Origin of the sequence: Cryobacterium sp. TmT2-59 (assembly GCF_004403545.1) — a bacterium.
Classification (GTDB): domain Bacteria; phylum Actinomycetota; class Actinomycetes; order Actinomycetales; family Microbacteriaceae; genus Cryobacterium; species Cryobacterium shii.
The window spans coordinates 1-17,609 of the sequence record NZ_SOGM01000053.1; the positions used below are offsets into that span (position 1 = coordinate 1).

Here is a 17,609-nt window from a genome sequence, read left to right on the forward strand (position 1 = left end):
GCCGGACGCGGCGGCGCCGGACGCGGCGGCGCCGGACGCGGCGGCGCCGGACGCGGCGGGGGCCTGGCCGAGGTAGGTCTCCACGGTCAGCAGGGCCCGGCTGGTGTGCCCGACGAGGTCCCGCACGGTCCACTCGCCGAGGCCCGGCCGCTCCCAGTCGTTGACGAGGGATGACGTGTCGACGAACCAGCGGGCGGCCTGCCGGAAGGCCTCGCGGGTGGCGGGCCAGGCGTGCATCGAGTCGTCGTTCATGTGCCCACCCTCCACCCGTACCCCACCCGCCGTCTACCGCGGCCGCGGCTCGCGGCGCAGGTTGTGGCCGCGGGCGCAGGTTCTAACGCGCGCCCGCTGCCCGAAGGTGCGCCGCGAGACCGACGGCTGGTCGCGCGACCGACGGCTGGTGTGTTCGGCGACTGGTGCGTTCGGTCGGTCGCCGGTCAGAGGTCGTCGCGCGAGGCCCATTCCCGGCTGAGCCGCTCCAGGATGACCGCGACGGCGACCGCTCCAGGATCGGGCGAGCCGATGCTGCGTTCGCCGGTGTAAATGGCCCGTCCCCGGCGGGCCTGCAGCAGGCTGGTGGCGTCCGCGCTGGCCCGGGCCACCCGGGCCATGCGGGCGAGGGCCGCGGCAGGGCCGCTTGCGGTGGCCAACTCGGACTCGAGGGCATCCGTGGCCGGCACGAGGGCGTCGAGGAGGGTCTTGTCGCCGAGGTCGGACTTGCCGCGGCTCTTGATTCCCTCCGCGGACGCGCGGAGGATGGCGACCACGTCGGCCCCCGTGAGTTCTTCCTTGCCCGACACCGCGGCGGCCGCGCGCAGGAACGCCGTGCCCCAGAGCGGACCGGAGGTTCCGCCGATGCGCCCGGAGATGACCAGCGCCACCCTTTTCAGGAACGCCGACGGGCTGGAACGGTCGAGGCCGTCCCAGTCGGAGAGCACGATCTCGAACCCGCGGGCCAGGGAGAACCCGAAGTCGCCATCGCCGACCACGGAGTCGTGGTCCCCGAATTCCCGCTCGTTGTCGACGGTCGTGCGGGCGATGCTCTGCACGCCGAACGCGGTGTCTGACAGGGCTGTGCGGGTCATCGGTTCTCCAGGGCGTCTGGGGCAGTCGCGTCGGGGGCGGGAATCTCGGGGGCCGCAAGGATGGCGGCGAAATCGGAAAGGTCGACGAAGAATTCCGGCGCCAGGTGCAGCGGGTCGCTGATCGTGACGGTGGTGGGGCCGCCGGGGTCGCCGAGCGAGGACACCACGAGGGCCGCCCCGGTGAAGTCCTCCCCCGCGGCGTAGCCGCTGACCGTGATCACGGTGCGCAGCCCGGCGGCGAGCTCGGCCTTCAGACCGTTCGCACTGTCCTCGACGACCAGCGCGTCGCCGGGTCCGATCCCGAGCTCCCGCAGGGCGCGCAGGTAGACGTCCGGGGCCGGTTTCCTGGCGCCGTCGACGTCACCGGCGAAAACCCGGAACTTTGCCGCAAGCTCGGGTCCGACCGCGTGGGTGAGCACGGTGCGCACGGACTCCTCCGCGGACGTGGACGCCACGGCAAGGGTCCAGCCGGCGTCCGCGGCCTGGGTGACGATCCGGCGGATGCCCGGGCGGGCCGGCAGTGCGCCGCGGTTCACCCGCTCGGTGTAGATCGCGGTCTTGCGCCGGTGCCATCTCGCGACGGTGGAGTCGAGTGCGGCGGGGTCGTCCTGCGGCAGCCCGAGCACGGCGGCGACCGACGGGGTCAGGATGCTGCGCATCCGTTCCTTACCGCCGCCGATCTTCATCTTCACCGCGTAGTCGGGGTCGCTCCACTGCACGGGAACCGAGAACTCCGCGAAGGCCTGGTTGAAGGCCGGCAGGTGGCCGTCGCGTTCGGTGTCGGCGAGCACGCCGTCGCAGTCGAAGATGAGCGCCGGCATCACCTCACGCCTTCCGCACGCCGGCGGTGGCGCCGGAAGGAGAATTTCTCCCGGCGGGTGATCGACTCGTCCGGCCCGTCCCAGACCTTGAAGATCGCCCAGGAGACGGCCACCAGCGGCACCGCGAGCACGGCCCCGGCGATGCCGCCGAGGATCGTGCCGCCGGTGAGGGCGATCAGGATCACCAGCGGATGCAGTTTCAAGGCCCCGGCCATCACCACCGGGTTGAGCAGGTCCCCCTCGAGCTGGTTGACCACGACCACGATCGCCACGACGATCAAGGCGACGATCGGGCCGTTGGCGACGAGGGCCACCAGCGCGGCGAGGATGCCGGCGATCGTCGCCCCGATCAGGGGGATGAAAGCGGTCAGGAACACGATCACGGCCAGGGGCAGGGCGAGCGGGACCTGCAGGATGGCCAGCCCCGCCCCGATCAATACGGCATCGAACAGGGCGATGACCGCGGTGCCGCGCACGTACTGACCGAGGACCTCGGGCGCGACCGCGCCGACCCGGCGCGCGCGCTCGAGGCGTTCCCCGGAGAGGAAACGCAGGAAGAAGCCCCAGATCAGGCCGCCGTCCTTGAGGAAGAAGAACAGGATGATCACGATCAGCAGGAATCCGGTGACCAGTTCGACGGCGGCGGACACCCCGGCGAGAGCGCCGGTACCGAATTCCGCGCTCGTGATGAAGCCGACCAGGGTGTCGCGCACGGCGGCGAACTGGGCGGCGTCCAGGGACAGCGGGCCCTCGACCAGCAGCCCCTGCAGCTCGTCGAGTCCTTCGCTGGCGGCCAGGGACAGTGCGGTCCACTGGTTGCGCACCGCGAAGACGATGAGCGTGACGATGCCGCCGAGGATGAGCACGCCCGACAGCAGAGTGATCCAGGTGGAGAGCATCGCCGAAACGCCGCGCCTGCGCAGCCAGCCGACCACCGGTACCAGCGCTGACGCCAGGATCAGCGCCACGAGCACCGGGATGACCACGAGCTTCACCTGCACCAGCGCGTAGACGATGCCGCCGGCCACCAGCACCACGAGGATGATCTGGCCGCTGCGGAGTCCCCACCGGCCGAGGCGGTCGGTCAGCAGGGAGCGCGGGGGCTGTGCGGGAACGTCGTCTGCGTGCATGCCGCCACCATAGGCACCTGTGCGTCGGCCGTAAAGGCGGCGGCAAAGGCGCTGCCGGCCGACCGCGTACTGAGCGGCCTACGAAGCGTGCCGGGCGAAGGAGGCCGCCACCCGTTCCAGCACGGCCTCCGACCCGGCGTAGATGCCGTCGGGCCGGGGCCAGTGACTGATCACGTCGGTGAACCCGAGCTCGCCGGCGCGACCCACGGCATCCTCGAACGCGCCGGCGCTGCTCAGGGAGTAGGCGCCGCCGCTGTCCAGGGACAGGTAGCGGTCGATGCCGGCCGGGTCGCGGCCCGCGGCGAGCGCCGTGTCGTCGAGCCGTGCCGACAGGGTTGCCACCGAAGCCCACCAGTCCTCGCCGACCGCGCCATCCGCCCCCGTCGTCACCCAGCCGGACCCGAACGTGGTGACCAGGCGCAGTCCCTTCGGCCCGTTGGCGGCGATGACGAAGGGCACCCGCGGCGACTGCGCCGGGGTGCCGACCATGCGTGCACCCACCGCCGTGGCCCAGTCGCCGCTGAAACTCAGGCCGCCCCTGCCCGGCTCCTCGTGGCGCAGCAGCAGGTCGAGGCCGGTGACGAATTCGGCGAACCGTTCGTGCCGTTGCCGGGGTGTGAGCTCGGGCTGGCCGAGCACGCCGGCGTCGAAGCCCGTGCCGCCTGAGCCGATGCCGAGCAGGAACCGCCCGCCCGCGATGTCGTCCAGGGTCGCGATCTCCTTGGCGAAGGTCACCGGATGCCGGAAGTTCGGCGACGACACGAAGGTGCCCAGACGGATGCGGGAGGTCACGACCGCCGCGGCCGTCAGCGTAGGGACGGTCGCGTGCCAGGGCTGGTCGGCGAGGGACCGCCAGGAGAGATGGTCGTAGGTCCAGGCGTGGTCGAAGCCGAGCGCCTCCGCGCCCTGCCACTTGCGGCGGGCCTCCGGCCAGGCGTCCTGCGGGAGAATCACGATTCCGAAGCGCATGCTGAGAGTCTACGGACGGCGGCCTCCGGCGCCTTCTCGCCCGGGCCGCCCGGTGCTATTAATGGTGCAGCTCGCGGTGCCGCCCGCCCCCCACGTTACGGTCGGCGCCGCGAGTTCGCCATTCGGGCCCCTCCGCGGCGGATGCAGCGGATGCGCTGGCCAGTGTCACCGTCTGGTGCCACACTCGTCCCATGACCGGATCACCGCACGCCCACACCCGTTGCGCGATCGTGCCGCCGTACCTGCTGGTGCGGCTGGCCCGCCTGGACGATCCCCGGTTCGCTGCCGCCGCCGAGGCCGCGCGGCAGTCGCTGATGCGGGACGCGCCGATCCGGGACCTGCGCGCGGGGGCGCATCCGTCTGTGCGATCGTCGGTGCATCCATCGGTGCAGCCTTCGGGCATCGGAACCGCGGTGCGCGGGCGGATCGACCGGGCCATCTCGGATGCGGCGGGCCTGGAGCGTCTGCCGGGCCGGCTGGTGCGCGGCGAGCGGCAGGGGCCGGTGGCGGACCCGGCGGTGCAGGAGGCCTGGGACGGGCTCGGCAGCACGCACGCCCTGTTCTGGACGGTGTTCGAGCGTGACTCCATCGACGATCGCGGGCTGCCGCTGGAGGCCACCGTGCACTACGGCCGCCGGTACGACAACGCGTTCTGGGACGGGGAGCGGATGGTCTTCGGTGACGGGGACGGGCAGGTCTTCAACCGGTTCACCGCGTCGCTGACCGTGATTGGGCACGAACTCGCCCACGGCGTCACCCAGTTCACCGCCAACCTCGCCTATCAGGGCCAGTCGGGCGCGATCAACGAGTCGGTGTCAGACGTGTTCGGTTCCCTGGTCGAGCAGTACGCGAGGGGCCAGTCGACCGCCGAGGCGTCCTGGCTGATCGGCGAGGGATTGTTCACCGACCAGGTGCAGGGTGTGGCCCTGCGCTCGATGAAAGCACCCGGCACCGCCTACAACGACGATGTCCTCGGCAAGGACCCCCAGCCGGCCAACATGTCTGGCTACGTGGAGACCGAGGACGACAACGGCGGGGTGCACCTGAACTCCGGTATCCCGAACCGGGCGTTCTTCCTGGTCGCTTCCGCTCTCGGCGGCAACGCCTGGGATGCCGCCGGCCGGATCTGGTTCGACACGCTCACCTCCGGCACGCTCGGGCGGGGCGTTGACTTCCGCGGGTTCGCTCGGGCGACCGCGCGGGCGGCGCTCAAGCGGTACGGCATCGGATCCCCGGAGCACGATGCCGTGATCGCCGCCTGGACCGCGGTGGGACTCGGTGCCGGCCTCGGCTCGGTATCGAGCGCCCGCACCGGCGCCGTCACCATCCCCGGCGGCACCGGGGATCCGGTCGCGCTGCCGGAGTAGCATCTCCCCCATGAAGGTGGACGTCTTGTGAAGGTGGTCGTCTCGCGCAGCGGTGGTATCGCCGGGATCCGGCGGACCTGGGAGGTTCAGGTCGACGAGCAGCCCGATGCGTCAGCATGGATGGCGCTCCTCGACACTCTGCCATGGAACGACGTGGCCACGGAGGCGCCGCAGCCGGACCGGTATATCTATCGCATCCGCTGTGCACCCCATGAGGTGGTGCTCGGGGAGCAGCAGGTCTGCGGCCCCTGGCAAGACCTTATTGACCGGGTCAGAGGGGTGATCGAACCACGCTGAACGTTGCGTGAACGAATGGCGCGGACCGTTCCTGGACGTGGCTGCCTGAGAGTCCCCTGTTAGAATGACCTTAACTAGGGGGCCTTTCATCGTTATTCTTCCGGCTGTAAAAAATTCATGTTCTTCCATCCTGCGCCAAGCCACAGTGCTGGCCCTCGGCCTCGTTCTCGCCGGCTTTGCGCTGACCGCTATTCCGGTGGCGCCGGCCTCGGCTGCGCCGACGGGCACGACCATCGACCAGTGCAACGGCGTCCCGGGAGTCGGCGCCGGCACCGGAGCCGTGGAATGCAACGTCACCGTGACGAACAACCTGGACCTGGCTACCGGTGTGGCGAGTTCCACGGTGAGCACCGTCGTATGCGTTCACGAAGCCAACACCAAGGTCGATTGCGGGCCGGCCACGGTCGCTCCCTACACGAACCTCGTCCTGCACGTCGCGCAGTGCAACGGGTCGATCAACGTCGGCGGCGGGAACGTGCTCTGCACCGTGACCATCGTGAATAACATCACCGGCTCGGCGACTCCGACCCCCGCGACCGTGAATCAGTGCATCGAATCCGGCACCGGCGGCGGCACCGAGCCGACGACCGACTGCGACCCGACCGGCCCCACAACCGGTGCCACGGTCGACCAGTGCAACAGTTCCGGAAATGGCGGCGGCGCCACCATGCGCGTACTGTGTACCGTCGACCCGCTGTCCAGCGTGGTGCCGGAAATTCCGGTCACGGTCACCCAGTGCAACGGATCCGGCAACAATGGCGGCAGCACGGTCATCTGTGACACCGAATTGACCACGATCGTGCGGGCCGCAGCAACCACGCCGACGGCCACCCCGACCCCGACCCCGACAGCGACCGCCTCTCCGATGGTGGCTCCCCTCGTCGAGGCCGCTCCGCAGTTGGCCGCCACCGGCTTCAGCTCCGGACCGCTCCTGATCTCCACCGCTTCGGCTCTCCTGCTCGGCGGCCTGGTCGTGCTGTTCGTATTCCGACGCAACATCCGTCGCCCCGGGCGCCAGGGCTGACACGCACCAGCTCTGCACGAAGAGCGACTACGCGCCGACCGCCGTTCCCGGTGGTCGGCGCGTTTTTCGTCCCGCCCGTTGGTCGACCCGCGCGTTAGCTCGCGGAGAAGCCGACCGCGTGGGACCATTGGGCATGGAAACCAACGACCTGAGTCCGGTTCGGAACCTCACCGAAGAAGAATGCTGGGATCTCCTGATCTCGTCGAGTTTCGGGCGACTCGCGCTGAGCATCGCCGGTGAGCCGGACATCTACCCGGTGAACTTCATCGCGGTCGACAAGACGCTTCTTTTCCGTACCGCGGAGGGCACGAAGCTGCTCGAACTCACCGTGAACAACAGGGTCGCTTTCGAGACGGACGGGATCGGCCGCGACGAAGCCTGGAGCGTCGTGGCGCGCGGCCAGGCGCGCGTGCTCGACACGCAGGCCGAGATCGAGGCCGCGGACCAGCTGCCGCTGCGCCCGCTTGTCCCCACCCTCAAGTACATCTATGTGGAGATCACGCCCACGACTGTCAGCGGTCGTCGATTCAATCTCGGCCCGGAACCCGACCGGTACTGACCAGATGAACACGCAAGCGGTTCCCGGCGTTGTGCTGATCACCGGTACATCCTCCGGGATCGGCCTGCATGCAGCCGTGGCGGCGGCCCGCGCCGGACACACGGTCGTGGCCACGATGCGCAACCTCGAGGGAGCGCGCGCCCTGCGCGACGCCGCGGCCACCGCGGGGTGAGCCTCGACATCCGTCGTCTGGACGTCACCGAGCCCGACTCGGCGACGCAGGTCGTGACCGACCTGACGGAACGCTACGGCCGGCTCGACGCGCTCATCAACAACGCCGGCTCCGGCCGGGTCGGCACCATCGAGAACGAGACCGTCGACGATGTGCGAGCCGTGATGGAAGCGAACTTCTTCGGGGTCGTCGCCGTGACCCGCGCTGCCCTCCCCCACCTGCGTAAAACCCGCAGGCGCCTGATTTCGGTGTCGAGCGTCGGCGGGGTCGTCGGCCAGCCCTTCAACGAGGCCTACTGCGCCGCCAAGTTCGCGGTCGAAGGCTTTCATGGAGAGCCTCGCCCCCGTGGCTGCCACGGCCGGGGTCTCCGTGACGGTCGTCGAGCCCGGTGCCGTGGCGTCGTCGTTCATCGCCAACGTGGGTGGAGAGCTCGCCTCGTCCGGCCCGGTTGACGACCCCTACGCCGACACCCTGGCCCCCTACCTGGCCCGCGCGGCGTTCTCCTTCAGTGCTGCCCAGTCCGCTCACAGCGCCGGTGCGGTTCTCGCAGGCCTGCTGGACGGCGACCGCCCCGCGTTCCGCGTGCAGACGTCCGAAGGCGCACGCCAGTTCGTGGCTGCCAAGCTCGCCGACCTCGATGGTTCCGTCGTGCAGGGCATGACGGCAGCCTGGCTGGCCTGACCGGCTCCTCCCGGGCGGCCTCGACCGTCAGAACGGTGCGTGCTCGGGGGCGGGCTCCGGCTCGGCTACCGTCGTGGGTTCCGGCGGCGGCGTCGTCTCGGGTTTCACCGCAACGTGCCATAGCTGATCTCCCCCGCAGCCAGCGCCGCCCGGGTCGCGAGCAGCTCAACGGCCAGGGCCCGGCTCTCCGCGACCAGGTTTTCCGCCGACCGCTGCGGCACCCGGATCGTGCAGGCCAGCTCGCTCGAGAACTCCCGCTCGGCCACCTCACGTGCGTCCCAGCGGGCGCTTGGGACCCGGGCGGCGTTGTGGGCGACGGCCTGCCCGAACCGTCGGGCCGCCTCGACCCGTTCCGCCCGCCGGGCGAAGGCCGCGGCGATGTCGCGTTCGGCCTCGGCGATGGCATCGAAATGGAGGCCCATGGCCTCTCGCTCTGCGATGAATGACGGCTTCATGAGGAACACGCTACGCGCACCCACCGACACGGCCCCGGCACCCGTGGACACTGTGGATAACCTGATCAAACCCGGATTGTGGAGGACACCGCGCGCTTCCCATCTACTGCGTCCGCGCCGCCGAGGACGCTCAGTCCCGGCGAAGTATGCCGGAACGCGGCCCGGCGACCGGCCGCCCGGAATCCCCTTCCCCACCCTCGGGTGGCTAATTCAGGAGATTCGGGCCGGTCGCTCGTCCGGCGCCGCAGACCAGTGCGGATGAGTGGGCGCCAGCGGGAGAATCTCCTGAGTTAGCCCCGGCGGCGGCAGGTGGCTTTGGCTCACCGCGAAGAACCTCATACGGTTAAGGAAGTTGCGGATCTTCCCCGGTCCGGAATCAGCCGTTGTCGACGACTGAGTCCGAGCAACGCCAGCCAGCAGCGACGGAAAGAAACCGATCATGACCCAGAATGTCCCCGCGCTTCCCGGTGCCGGAGCCCCCGTTCACGAAGGCGATGCAGCCGGCGGGACCGGGGAGAACGAGGGGCCGGATGCCTCCACTCGCCTCTCGTTCCTCAGCCCGCCGCAGCGCACGACGGCCGGGCCTGCTCAGCAGGGCTGGCGAGGGAGGCTCAGCCGGCTCACCGGTGGCCTCATCGCTCTCGGCCCGGGCCGCGTCGAGCGGGCGCACCGAGAGACGATCGCCTCCGTCCAACGCAACTTCACGGAGCCGAAAACGATCGTGGTGCTCAATCCCAAGGGCGGAGCGAACAAGACGACCGCGACCCTGCTCATCGCGGCGACGCTGGGCATGTACCGCGGCGGGTACACGCTGGCGTGGGACAACAACGAGTCGATGGGAAACCTCGGGGTGAGGGTGCGCACCGCCGGGCACACGAACACCGCCCTGACCCTCCTGCGCGAGCTGGACCGATTTGACGACGGACGCACCATCCGCCTGGGCGACCTGGACAACTATGTGCACGCCCAGGGGGACGCCCAATTCGACGCGCTGGCCTCCGACCTGGACCCGGCCGGCGCCCGGAACATCGACGGCGAGGCGTTCGGCCGGCTCTACGCCATCCTCAGCCGGTTCTACCGCGTGCTGGTGATCGACACGGGCAACAACATGCGGGCATCCAATTGGGAGGCAGCCGTCGAGAAAGCCGACCAGCTCGTCGTCGTGTCGACGATCCGCGAAGACACCGGCTACGGTGCGGCCGCGCTGCTGGAGGGTCTGCGCCAGAAAGGCCACGGCGAGAAGGTGGCGCAGGCCGTCACGATCCTGGCGTCACCGGACGGGACCGTCGACGACGCCCTGTACCGGCGGCTGCACGATCACTTCGGCAAGCTCACCCGGGCCGTCCTGGACGTGCCGTTTGACCCCGCGCTGATCGGCGGTGGACCGCTGAACATCGACGCACTCGACCCGCGCACCCGCCGGGCCTGGCTGGACGCGACGGCTGTGATCGCCGAGGGACTCTGAGGCGGCGAGGGCTGCGCGTCGGGCCGGGAAGGCCCGGTAGGCCGGGAAGCCCGGTAGGCAGGGAAGGCTCGGCGGGCGCCTCAGGCATCCGCGGACAGACCGATGAGGCGGAGCAGTGCGAGGCCGTAGGCATCCGCGGCTTCGTCGGCGTCGAACGATTCCGTCGCGCCGTGGATCTCGACCAGCACCCGGTGGCTCGATTCCTCCAGCCGGTGCAGGGAGCGGAAGGTGTTGCGCAGCAGCGCCCGCAACTGGTCCTCGCGCGGGAGCCAGAGGGCGTCCTCGAGGGCGAGGGAGTCCAGAGCCCACTCGGTCGTGCCGTTGAACCCGAGGATCGTGCCGGTGTCGAATTCGTGCGGCTCGATGGTCATGTCATTGACCGTGAACACGTCGCTCTCGAAACCGGCACGTTCGATCCGGAAGGCGTCCCCGGAGACGGGGCGCCAGCGCAGACCGGCCACGGCCAGTGCGCGTGCACAGTCGATTGAGATCATGGCGGCAACTCCGCCCGCTAGCGTTGTGATGAGAACTATATTCCAGGAGGACCGGTGTGACGCGAACCGTGAATCTGACGGTGCATGTGAAGCCCGGCAGCCGCAAGGGGCCTCTGGTCACGGTCGACGACCCCGAGGATGCGCCGGACACTGCGACGAAACTCCCCACGGATGCCGCCCTTACGGTCTATCTGCAGCAGCGCGCCGCCGAGGGTGCCGCCAACGAGGCCCTGGTCAAGCTGCTCGCCAAGCACTTCGGCGTTTCCCGGAGCGCGGTCACCATCATCCGTGGGCACAGCTCCCGGATCAAGCACGTGCGGGTCGAACACGACTCGTAGCGACCGGTCGCGACTGGTTGTGACCCGCACGTGCCCTCCGGGCGGCGGTGAGTTGCAGCTGACGCCGAGTTCTAGCTGACGCCGAGCAGGTCGATCACGAAGATCAGCGTCTGGCCGGAGAGACGGTGGCCTCCGCCGGCGGGACCGTAGGCCAGGTGCGGCGGGACGACCAGCTCGCGGCGTCCGCCCACCTTCATTCCGGGGATGCCCTGCTGCCAGCCCGCGATCAGCGACCGGAGTGGGAAGTTGATCGACTGGCCGCGGTTCCAGGACGAGTCGAATTCGTCTCCGGTGTCGTATTCGACGCCCAGGTAGTGCACGTCGACGGTGGCGCCGGGGGTTGCCTCGGCACCCTCGCCGACCACGATGTCGGTAATGGTCAGTTCGGTGGGCGCGGGGCCCTCGGGTGCGTCGAGTTCGGGCTTTGAATTGAGATCAGTCATGTTCCCATCCAACCGGATTCACCCGTCCGACGCACCGTGAAAATTCCCCCTTGCGCGAACGCAACGGGGAGGCGCACCATGGAATCAGTAACTCGCCGCTCCGGGAGAGTCGTCGGCATCGCCACACCACCGGGCGGCGAGTTCATGTCTGCAGCCGACGCCGTTCACTTCCCCGCGCTCAGGTGCGACGCTCAGGCGATCACTCCGGCGCGGTCCGCCTGGATGAGGCCCAGCAGTTCCGCCTCGTCGGCGCGGTCCACGTGACCCGCCGTGCCGTTCAGCATCCGTTGCCGGGCGAATGCCAGCCGGGTGGCATCCCGGATGAAGCTCTGCATCGCCCGCTTGCGGGCGCGGGGCTGGCGAGAAGCCCAGGTCCTGGCCTGCCGCCGCCCTTCGGGGGTGGCGAGCATCGAGACCTCGGCGGCGCTGAACCAGCCCACCGCCGCGTACTCGCTGAGTCGACGTTCGGTGATGCGCTTCTCCTGCCGGCGGAGCAGGATCACGACCACGACGGCGGCCAGGAACAGCGGCACCTGCACGAGCAGGTAGTAGGTCACCAAGGAGGCGCTGTCCACCAGGTAGAAGGCGCCGTTCCAGAGCATGTGCAGCAGGATGGCGCCCAGCAGGCCGAGCAGGATCGTGCCGGCCGCCGCCGCACCGCGGCGCCGGGCCGCCAGTCCGATCGCAATCCCCGTGCAGGCGGTGAACATGACGTGCGCGAACGGGGACAGCACACCCCGCACCAGGAAGGTGAAGCCCAGGTTGGCGGCGCCGCCGTCCATCATCGCCAGACCGAAGTACTGGATGTTCTCGGAGAACGCGAACCCCGCGGCGACCGTCGCCGCGAAGACGATGCCGTCGACGGGTCCGTCGAACCGGCGGCGGAGCACCCAGAAGATCAGCAGGATGCCAAATCCCTTCGCGGTCTCCTCCACGATGGGCGCCTGGATGACGGCGGCGGTGAAATCGGCGCCGGACCCGGAGGCTGACCGGGACGCGCCGGAGAGGTTCAGGGCGATCTGCACGCCGAGGTCGAAGATCAGGGCCGACGCCACCGAGACGCCCGCGCCCCAGAGCAGGGCGAACCAGAGCGTCGGGCGGGGCTCCGGCTCCCAGCGGTCGATCCAGCGCACGGCCAGCAGGATCGCCGTCAACGGGATGAGGGCGAGGATCAGGCAGATCAGCAGCGCTCCGGGGCCGAGGAACGTGGCCAGGTACACCAGCACCAGCAGCACCGCCGTGCCGCCCACGACCAGGCCGACGCTGGTCAGGGCGATCAGGCCCCCACTCGTGCGGCGCACCGGGGCGGACCACACGGGCTGAACGGGCTGGGCCGCCGGTTGCACACCCGGGGCGGCAGCGGCTGGGCGGGACTCGGGCGACTCAAATGTCATGCCGATCAGGATACCGGGGCGAACATGGTGCCCGGGTTGAGGATGCCGAGGGGATCGAAGACGGACTTGATCTGGCGCTGCAGGTCGAAGCTCGTGTCGCCGACTTCCTCCGCCAGCCAGCGGCGTTTGAGCACGCCGACCCCGTGCTCGCCGGTGAGGGTGCCGCCGAGTTTCAGGGCCGCCCGGAACAGTTCTCCGGCCGCCTCCCAGATCGCCTCCGGCACCACCGGGTCCCCGGCCGGCCGGCCCGGGTCGGCGGGGATCACGAAGTTGGGGTGCAGGTTGCCGTCGCCGGCGTGGGCGACCGTGGGGATCGGCACGCCCGTGCGGGCGCTGATCTCCGCGATCCGTTCGAACATTTCCGCCATCCGGGAACGGGGCACACAGACATCCTCGATCAGGACCTCGCCGTGGGCGGCCAGCGCCGGGTGCGCGGCCCGCCGCACGGCCAGCAGCCGGTCGGCGGTGGCGCCCCCCGCGGCATCCGCCAGGCGGACCTCACCGCCCGCGGCCCGCAGCACGGCTGCGGCCTGTTCGGCCTCGGCGAGCGCGCCCGGCCCATCCGTCTGCAGCAGCAGGAACGCGCCGCGGTCGATCGGAAGGCCCGCCGTCTGGTCCGGCCCGAGGTAGGCCGCGATCATCGCCAGGGCAGCCGAGTCGATCAGTTCCATCACGGCCGGGCACAGGCGGGATGCCGTGATGAGGGCGGATGCCGCCGCCGCGAGTGCCACATCGGGGAACACGGCTCCGAGGGTGACGGTCTCCCCCGCGGTGATGGCCCTGGCCCGCACGGTGGCCTCGACGATCACGCCGAGGGTGCCCTCCGATCCGGTCAGCAGAGCGGTGAGGTCGTAGCCCGTGACGCCCTTGACGGTGCGGCGGCCCGTCTTCAGCAGCCGCCCGTCGGCAAGCACGACCGTCAGCGCGAGCACCGCCTCGCGGGTGACCCCGTACTTGGCGCAGAGCAGGCCGCCGGCATTCGTGGCGATGTTGCCGCCGACGGAGGCGAAGCCCTTACTGGCCGGGTCGGGGGCGAACCACAGCCCGTGTTCGGCGAGCGCGTCGTTGAGGTGCTGGTTGATCACGCCCGGTTCGACCACGGCCAGCTCGTCCTCGGGGCGGATCTCGAGGATCCGGTTCATCCCCCGAACGTTGAGCACGATGCTTCCATCCGTGCCGCACGCTCCCCCGGACAGCCCGGTGCCGGTGCCCCGGGTGACCACGGGGATGCGGAACTCCGTTGCGATCCGGAGCACGGCCTGCACCTCCGGGACGGATGTCGCCCGCACCAGGGCCAGCGGCATGCCCGGGGCCACCCAGCCGGACTTGTCGGTTCGAGTCGCCGCCAACTCGACCGGATCGATGCTGACGATGCTGCCGAGCTCGGACTGGAGACGTTCCACTGCGGTCATGCCGCCAGAGTACCGGACCGGGCACCCACCCGACCGCCGCGCCGGGCACCCACCGGGGGCAGCGCCGGGAGCAGCGCCGAGCGTCAGCGATGGCCGATTCCCGCTAGCGTCCCCGGTCGCCCGGTGACAGGCTGGACCAGTGACCACCACTTCGACCCGGACGAACGTCCTGCCCGACCCGGACGATATTCCCGACCCGATCTTCGCGACCCGCTACCGGGCCATGTCCTCGCGGGACGCCCGTTTCGACGGTCAGTTCATCACGGGCGTGCACTCCACCGGCATTTACTGCCGTCCGAGCTGCCCGGCGGCGACACCGAAACCCGCCAATGTGTCGTTCTACCTGACCACCGCGGCCGCCCACGAGGCCGGACTGCGGGCGTGCAAGCGCTGCCTGCCCGACGCCGTCCCCGGGTCGCCGGAGTGGAACATCCGTGACGACCTCGCCGCCCGCGCGATGCGCCTGATCGCTGACGGCGCGGTCGAACGGGACGGGGTGCCCGGCCTCGCCCGCCGCCTCGGCTACAGCGAACGGCACCTCACCCGGGTGCTCGTGACCGAGCTCGGCGCCGGCCCGCTCGCACTCGCGCGGGCACACCGCGCGCAGACCGCGCGGCTGCTGCTGCAGGGCAGCGAGCTGTCGATCAGCGCGGTGGCGTTCGCCGCCGGGTTCGGCAGCGTGCGCCAGTTCAACGACACGATCGCCGCCGTCTACGAGCGCACCCCCACCGAACTGCGGCGCACGCTGCAACGCCCGACCCGACCTGCCCGTCCCCGTTCCCCGTCCCCCGAGAGCGCACAGGCCGTCCCTTCAGCCGCCACCGGCATCAGCCTGCAGCTGCCGGCCCGCGCGCCGTTCGACGGACCTGGGCTGTTGCGGTTCCTCGCCGTGCGGGCCCTCGCCGGCGTCGAGCGGGCCACGGCGCAGGTCTATTCCCGCACGTTGCGCCTGCCCCACGGCCCGGCGTGGGTCGAGCTGACGCTGTTGGGAACGGATGCCGCGCCATCCGTGGCCTGCCGCGCCGGCCTGGCCAGCCTCGCCGACCTCGCACCGCTCGTCAGCCGGGTGCGGCGCCTGCTCGACCTGGACGCGGATTCCCGGGCGATCGACCTGGCCCTCGCCGCGGACCCGGCCCTGGCGGCCGGCGTCGCGGCGACCCCCGGCATGCGCCTGCCCGGAAGTATCGACCCCGAGGAGACGTTGTTCCGTGCGCTGATCGGGCAGCAGGTCTCCGTGGCGGCCGCCCGCACAGCGCTCACCCGCCTGACCGCGGCGCTCGGCGACGCGTTCCCGGGGGCCGCCGGCGCCCCGGCACCCGGGGGCGACCAGCCCGGCACCGACCAGCCCGGCACTGACCAGCACGGCTCCGACCAGCCGCTCCGGCTCTTCCCCACCGCCGCGCGGATCGCCGCGGAGGGCCGCAGCGTGCTCCGCGGCCCGGCCGCCCGCATCGACACGATCATGCGGGTGGCCGAGGAGCTGAGCACGGGCGCCCTCACGCTCTCCTTCGGCGATACCAGGGCGGACCTCGAGTCGCGGCTCACCGCCCTCCCCGGGATCGGGCCCTGGACGGCCGGCTACGTCGCGCTGCGCGTGCTGGGCAGTCCCGACATCCTGCTGACCAGCGACCTGGCCCTGCGCCAGGGCGCCGCCCGACTCGGACTGCCCCCGGATGCCCGGAATCTCGCGCGCCACGGGGAGGACTGGGCGCCGTGGCGCAGTTACGCGGGCATGCACCTGTGGCGGGCCGCGGGCACCCCGGCGGCGGACCTGCCCCGCACCCCTTCTTCGGGCAGGTAGCCTGAACAGGTGAAATTCGCCCATCTCAGAGTTGACGGCCAGTCCACCCCGCGTCTCGCGGCGGTCTTCGAGGACGCAGCGCTGTTCCTCGACGAAATCATGGAGGAGGCCCCGCGCGATCTGCAGGACCTGCTCGAAAAGGGCGATGACGAGTTCGACCGGGTGCGCGCCCTGAGCATGCACGCCGCGGCACAGGGAGCCACGCTCACGCCGCTCTCCGAGCTGCGCTACTCCTCGGCGGTGCTGCGACCGCCGCAGATCATCGCGATCGGCGCCAACTACGCCGCCCATTCCTCCGAACTCAAGCTCCGGTCCGAGACCGCGGCGACCGTGTTCTCGCTCTGGCCCAACTCGCTGACCGGGCACGAGTCCACGATCACATGGTCGACCGACCAAACGCAGCAGGTCGACTACGAGGCCGAGCTCGGCGTGATCATCGGCCGGGCCGCCCATAAGGTGTCCGTGGCGGACGCCCTCGACCACGTCTTCGGCTACACCGTCGTGAACGACATCACCGCGCGTGACCTGCAGTTCTCCGAGGCCCAGTGGTCGCGCTGCAAGTCCTTCGACGGCTTCACACCCACCGGCCCCGTCGTCATCACGGCAGACCAGATCGCCGACCCGCAGGACCTGTGGCTCACCACCCACGTCGACGGTCGCATCCTGCAGGACGCCTCGAGCGGCGACATGGTGCGCTCGGTCGCCGAGATCATCTCCTACCTCTCCCAGACATCGACCCTGCTGCCGGGCACGCTGATCTCCACCGGCAGCCCGGGCGGCGCCGGCTACAGCCGCAAACCGCCGGTCTTCCTTCGTGACGGGTCGACCGTGACCATCACGATCGACAAGATCGGTTTCCTGACCACGCACTGCCGCGCAATCTGATTTCCAGCCGGGCGTAAGCTCGGCACCAAATCGTTGTTCCAGGCCCGGGGCGCCGATGCGAACGCGAGGGAGGACGCCATGACAACGATCTCTGTCGTCATCCCCTGCTTCAACGACGCCGGCCTGCTCGCCACCTGCCTCGCTGCCCTGGCCGCCCAGGACCGCCCGGCCGACGAGGTGATCGTCGTGGACAACGCGAGCACGGATGCCACGGCCGCCACCGCCCGCGCCGCCGGAGCGCGCGTCGTGTACGAGCCCGTGCAGGGGATCTGGCCGGCCGCCGCGGCGGGCTACGACGCGGCGACGGGGGACGTGATCGCGCGCCTCGACGCCGACTCCGTTCCTGCCCCCGACTGGCTGGCGCGGCTCGAGTCCGGCCTGGCCCGGTCTCCCGAGGCGGACCTCATCACCGGGACCGGTGACTTCTACGACAGCAGTCCGCTCGTGGCCTGGCTGGGACAGACGTTCTACCTCGGCGGCTACTTCTTCTGGGTCGGCCTCTGGCTCGCGCACCACCCCGTGTTCGGGTCGAATTTCGCCATGCACCGGGATGTCTGGCTGAGAGCCCGTGACCGGGTGCACCGGGAGCGGAGCGACATCCACGACGACCTCGATCTGAGCATGAACCTGGATCCGGCAGTGCAGGTGCGGTACGAGCACACCCTGAGGGTGGGCGTCTCCGGACGCCCGTTCGCCACCTGGAGCGGCTTCGCCCGCCGGGTGCGGTGGGGATTCCGCACCCTCCTGCAGGACTGGCCCGAGGACACCCCCTGGCGCCGGCGCGCCGCCCGGCACCGCCTCCGGGTGCGCACCTGAT

General features: G+C 70.5%; 21 protein-coding genes and 1 pseudogene. 12 read left to right on the forward strand and 10 right to left on the reverse strand.

Features of this window, described 5'->3' with window-relative positions; translation table 11 throughout:
- The 5 genes and pseudogenes from E3T24_RS08605 to E3T24_RS08625 form a co-directional block, all read right to left on the reverse strand.
- A pseudogene (locus E3T24_RS08605) lies at nt 1-252 on the reverse strand (maleylpyruvate isomerase N-terminal domain-containing protein); the annotation flags it as partial.
- Nucleotides 253-437: 185 nt separating this feature from the next.
- Nucleotides 438-1,085, reverse strand: a complete 648-nt coding sequence (dhaL, locus tag E3T24_RS08610; RefSeq protein ID WP_134434518.1) for a dihydroxyacetone kinase subunit DhaL — start codon at nt 1,083-1,085, stop codon at nt 438-440.
- Nucleotides 1,082-1,906: an HAD-IA family hydrolase gene (locus E3T24_RS08615; protein ID WP_134366402.1), complete on the reverse strand. Its 825-nt coding sequence runs from the start codon at nt 1,904-1,906 to the stop codon at nt 1,082-1,084. Before E3T24_RS08615 ends, dhaL begins: the two co-directional genes overlap by 4 nt.
- The gene (locus E3T24_RS08620) at nt 1,906-3,036 is read right to left on the reverse strand and encodes an AI-2E family transporter (RefSeq protein ID WP_134366403.1); all 1,131 of its coding nucleotides are present in this window, start codon (nt 3,034-3,036) and stop codon (nt 1,906-1,908) included. The genes E3T24_RS08615 and E3T24_RS08620 overlap by 1 nt, the downstream gene beginning before the upstream one ends.
- A 78-nt stretch (nt 3,037-3,114) precedes the next feature.
- Nucleotides 3,115-4,005, reverse strand: coding sequence for an LLM class flavin-dependent oxidoreductase (locus E3T24_RS08625; protein WP_134366404.1), 891 nt, complete (start codon nt 4,003-4,005; stop codon nt 3,115-3,117).
- A gap of 191 nt (nt 4,006-4,196) precedes the next feature.
- On the opposite strand from E3T24_RS08625, the gene E3T24_RS08630 reads away from it, so the two are divergent.
- The 7 genes from E3T24_RS08630 to E3T24_RS17965 all read left to right on the forward strand — a co-directional run bounded on the left by E3T24_RS08630 (nt 4,197) and on the right by E3T24_RS17965 (nt 8,105).
- Nucleotides 4,197-5,372, forward strand: coding sequence for a M4 family metallopeptidase (locus E3T24_RS08630; RefSeq protein ID WP_134366405.1), 1,176 nt, complete (start codon nt 4,197-4,199; stop codon nt 5,370-5,372).
- Nucleotides 5,373-5,399: 27 nt separating this feature from the next.
- Nucleotides 5,400-5,669, forward strand: coding sequence for a protealysin inhibitor emfourin (locus E3T24_RS08635; RefSeq protein WP_134366406.1), 270 nt, complete (start codon nt 5,400-5,402; stop codon nt 5,667-5,669).
- Nucleotides 5,670-5,814: 145 nt separating this feature from the next.
- A complete protein-coding gene (locus tag E3T24_RS08640; RefSeq protein ID WP_134366407.1) occupies nt 5,815-6,693 on the forward strand; it encodes a hypothetical protein in 879 nt (292 codons plus the stop codon).
- 133 nt (nt 6,694-6,826) lie between these two features.
- On the forward strand, nt 6,827-7,252 hold the full coding sequence (locus E3T24_RS08645) for a pyridoxamine 5'-phosphate oxidase family protein (RefSeq protein WP_134366408.1): 426 nt from the start codon (nt 6,827-6,829) through the stop codon (nt 7,250-7,252).
- Between the two features lie 4 nt (nt 7,253-7,256).
- Nucleotides 7,257-7,424: an SDR family NAD(P)-dependent oxidoreductase gene (locus E3T24_RS17955; RefSeq protein ID WP_241975777.1), complete on the forward strand. Its 168-nt coding sequence runs from the start codon at nt 7,257-7,259 to the stop codon at nt 7,422-7,424.
- Nucleotides 7,421-7,876 carry an SDR family NAD(P)-dependent oxidoreductase gene (locus E3T24_RS17960; protein WP_241978659.1) on the forward strand — a complete coding sequence of 152 codons (456 nt, stop codon included), beginning with the start codon at nt 7,421-7,423 and terminating at the stop codon, nt 7,874-7,876. Before E3T24_RS17955 ends, E3T24_RS17960 begins: the two co-directional genes overlap by 4 nt.
- Nucleotides 7,818-8,105 carry a hypothetical protein gene (locus E3T24_RS17965; protein WP_241978660.1) on the forward strand — a complete coding sequence of 96 codons (288 nt, stop codon included), beginning with the start codon at nt 7,818-7,820 and terminating at the stop codon, nt 8,103-8,105. The genes E3T24_RS17960 and E3T24_RS17965 overlap by 59 nt, the downstream gene beginning before the upstream one ends.
- A 104-nt stretch (nt 8,106-8,209) precedes the next feature.
- Here the strand turns inward: E3T24_RS17965 and E3T24_RS08655 are convergent, their stop codons facing one another.
- Nucleotides 8,210-8,560: a hypothetical protein gene (locus E3T24_RS08655; RefSeq protein WP_134366409.1), complete on the reverse strand. Its 351-nt coding sequence runs from the start codon at nt 8,558-8,560 to the stop codon at nt 8,210-8,212.
- Between the two features lie 439 nt (nt 8,561-8,999).
- On the opposite strand from E3T24_RS08655, the gene E3T24_RS08660 reads away from it, so the two are divergent.
- Nucleotides 9,000-10,025: a cobalamin biosynthesis protein CobQ gene (locus tag E3T24_RS08660; protein WP_134366410.1), complete on the forward strand. Its 1,026-nt coding sequence runs from the start codon at nt 9,000-9,002 to the stop codon at nt 10,023-10,025.
- A gap of 80 nt (nt 10,026-10,105) precedes the next feature.
- On the opposite strand, the gene E3T24_RS08665 is transcribed toward E3T24_RS08660, so the two are convergent.
- The gene (locus E3T24_RS08665) at nt 10,106-10,519 is read right to left on the reverse strand and encodes a hypothetical protein (RefSeq protein WP_134366411.1); all 414 of its coding nucleotides are present in this window, start codon (nt 10,517-10,519) and stop codon (nt 10,106-10,108) included.
- 56 nt (nt 10,520-10,575) lie between these two features.
- Between E3T24_RS08665 and E3T24_RS08670 the strand changes: the two genes are divergently transcribed.
- Nucleotides 10,576-10,857: a DUF167 domain-containing protein gene (locus tag E3T24_RS08670; RefSeq protein ID WP_241975776.1), complete on the forward strand. Its 282-nt coding sequence runs from the start codon at nt 10,576-10,578 to the stop codon at nt 10,855-10,857.
- A 71-nt stretch (nt 10,858-10,928) separates the two neighbouring features.
- Here the strand turns inward: E3T24_RS08670 and E3T24_RS08675 are convergent, their stop codons facing one another.
- From E3T24_RS08675 to E3T24_RS08685, 3 genes are all read right to left on the reverse strand, one after another.
- Entirely contained in the window at nt 10,929-11,300 is a 372-nt protein-coding gene (locus E3T24_RS08675; protein ID WP_134366412.1) for an FKBP-type peptidyl-prolyl cis-trans isomerase, read from the reverse strand.
- Between the two features lie 191 nt (nt 11,301-11,491).
- The gene (locus E3T24_RS08680; RefSeq protein ID WP_134366413.1) at nt 11,492-12,694 is read right to left on the reverse strand and encodes a PrsW family intramembrane metalloprotease; all 1,203 of its coding nucleotides are present in this window, start codon (nt 12,692-12,694) and stop codon (nt 11,492-11,494) included.
- 5 nt (nt 12,695-12,699) lie between these two features.
- Complete coding sequence (locus E3T24_RS08685) at nt 12,700-14,106, reverse strand: FAD-linked oxidase C-terminal domain-containing protein (RefSeq protein ID WP_134434519.1); 1,407 nt, start codon at nt 14,104-14,106, stop codon at nt 12,700-12,702.
- 223 nt (nt 14,107-14,329) lie between these two features.
- Between E3T24_RS08685 and E3T24_RS08690 the strand changes: the two genes are divergently transcribed.
- The 3 genes from E3T24_RS08690 (at nt 14,330) to E3T24_RS08700 (ending at nt 17,608) form a co-directional block, all read left to right on the forward strand.
- Nucleotides 14,330-15,907: an AlkA N-terminal domain-containing protein gene (locus E3T24_RS08690; protein WP_134434525.1), complete on the forward strand. Its 1,578-nt coding sequence runs from the start codon at nt 14,330-14,332 to the stop codon at nt 15,905-15,907.
- Nucleotides 15,908-15,916: 9 nt separating this feature from the next.
- Nucleotides 15,917-16,792 (forward strand): fumarylacetoacetate hydrolase family protein, encoded by an 876-nt coding sequence (locus E3T24_RS08695; RefSeq protein ID WP_241978661.1) that lies wholly within the window; start codon nt 15,917-15,919, stop codon nt 16,790-16,792.
- A gap of 78 nt (nt 16,793-16,870) precedes the next feature.
- Nucleotides 16,871-17,608, forward strand: a complete 738-nt coding sequence (locus E3T24_RS08700; RefSeq protein WP_134367536.1) for a glycosyltransferase — start codon at nt 16,871-16,873, stop codon at nt 17,606-17,608.
- Nucleotide 17,609: the final 1 nt, after the last annotated feature.

Excerpts from the sequence above, each read along its gene's own strand:
- dhaL (WP_134434518.1), bottom strand. The coding sequence starts at position 1,085 with ATGACCCGCACAGCCCTGTCAGACACCGCGTTCGGCGTGCAGAGCATC.
- E3T24_RS08615 (WP_134366402.1), bottom strand. The coding sequence starts at position 1,906 with ATGCCGGCGCTCATCTTCGACTGCGACGGCGTGCTCGCCGACACCGAA.
- E3T24_RS08620 (WP_134366403.1), bottom strand. The coding sequence starts at position 3,036 with ATGCACGCAGACGACGTTCCCGCACAGCCCCCGCGCTCCCTGCTGACC.
- E3T24_RS08625 (WP_134366404.1), bottom strand. The coding sequence starts at position 4,005 with ATGCGCTTCGGAATCGTGATTCTCCCGCAGGACGCCTGGCCGGAGGCC.
- E3T24_RS08630 (WP_134366405.1), top strand. The coding sequence starts at position 4,197 with ATGACCGGATCACCGCACGCCCACACCCGTTGCGCGATCGTGCCGCCG.
- E3T24_RS08645 (WP_134366408.1), top strand. The coding sequence starts at position 6,827 with ATGGAAACCAACGACCTGAGTCCGGTTCGGAACCTCACCGAAGAAGAA.
- E3T24_RS17955 (WP_241975777.1), top strand. The coding sequence starts at position 7,257 with ATGAACACGCAAGCGGTTCCCGGCGTTGTGCTGATCACCGGTACATCC.
- E3T24_RS08655 (WP_134366409.1), bottom strand. The coding sequence starts at position 8,560 with ATGAAGCCGTCATTCATCGCAGAGCGAGAGGCCATGGGCCTCCATTTC.
- E3T24_RS08660 (WP_134366410.1), top strand. The coding sequence starts at position 9,000 with ATGACCCAGAATGTCCCCGCGCTTCCCGGTGCCGGAGCCCCCGTTCAC.
- E3T24_RS08665 (WP_134366411.1), bottom strand. The coding sequence starts at position 10,519 with ATGATCTCAATCGACTGTGCACGCGCACTGGCCGTGGCCGGTCTGCGC.
- E3T24_RS08675 (WP_134366412.1), bottom strand. The coding sequence starts at position 11,300 with ATGACTGATCTCAATTCAAAGCCCGAACTCGACGCACCCGAGGGCCCC.
- E3T24_RS08680 (WP_134366413.1), bottom strand. The coding sequence starts at position 12,694 with ATGACATTTGAGTCGCCCGAGTCCCGCCCAGCCGCTGCCGCCCCGGGT.
- E3T24_RS08685 (WP_134434519.1), bottom strand. The coding sequence starts at position 14,106 with ATGACCGCAGTGGAACGTCTCCAGTCCGAGCTCGGCAGCATCGTCAGC.
- E3T24_RS08690 (WP_134434525.1), top strand. The coding sequence starts at position 14,330 with ATGTCCTCGCGGGACGCCCGTTTCGACGGTCAGTTCATCACGGGCGTG.
- E3T24_RS08700 (WP_134367536.1), top strand. The coding sequence starts at position 16,871 with ATGACAACGATCTCTGTCGTCATCCCCTGCTTCAACGACGCCGGCCTG.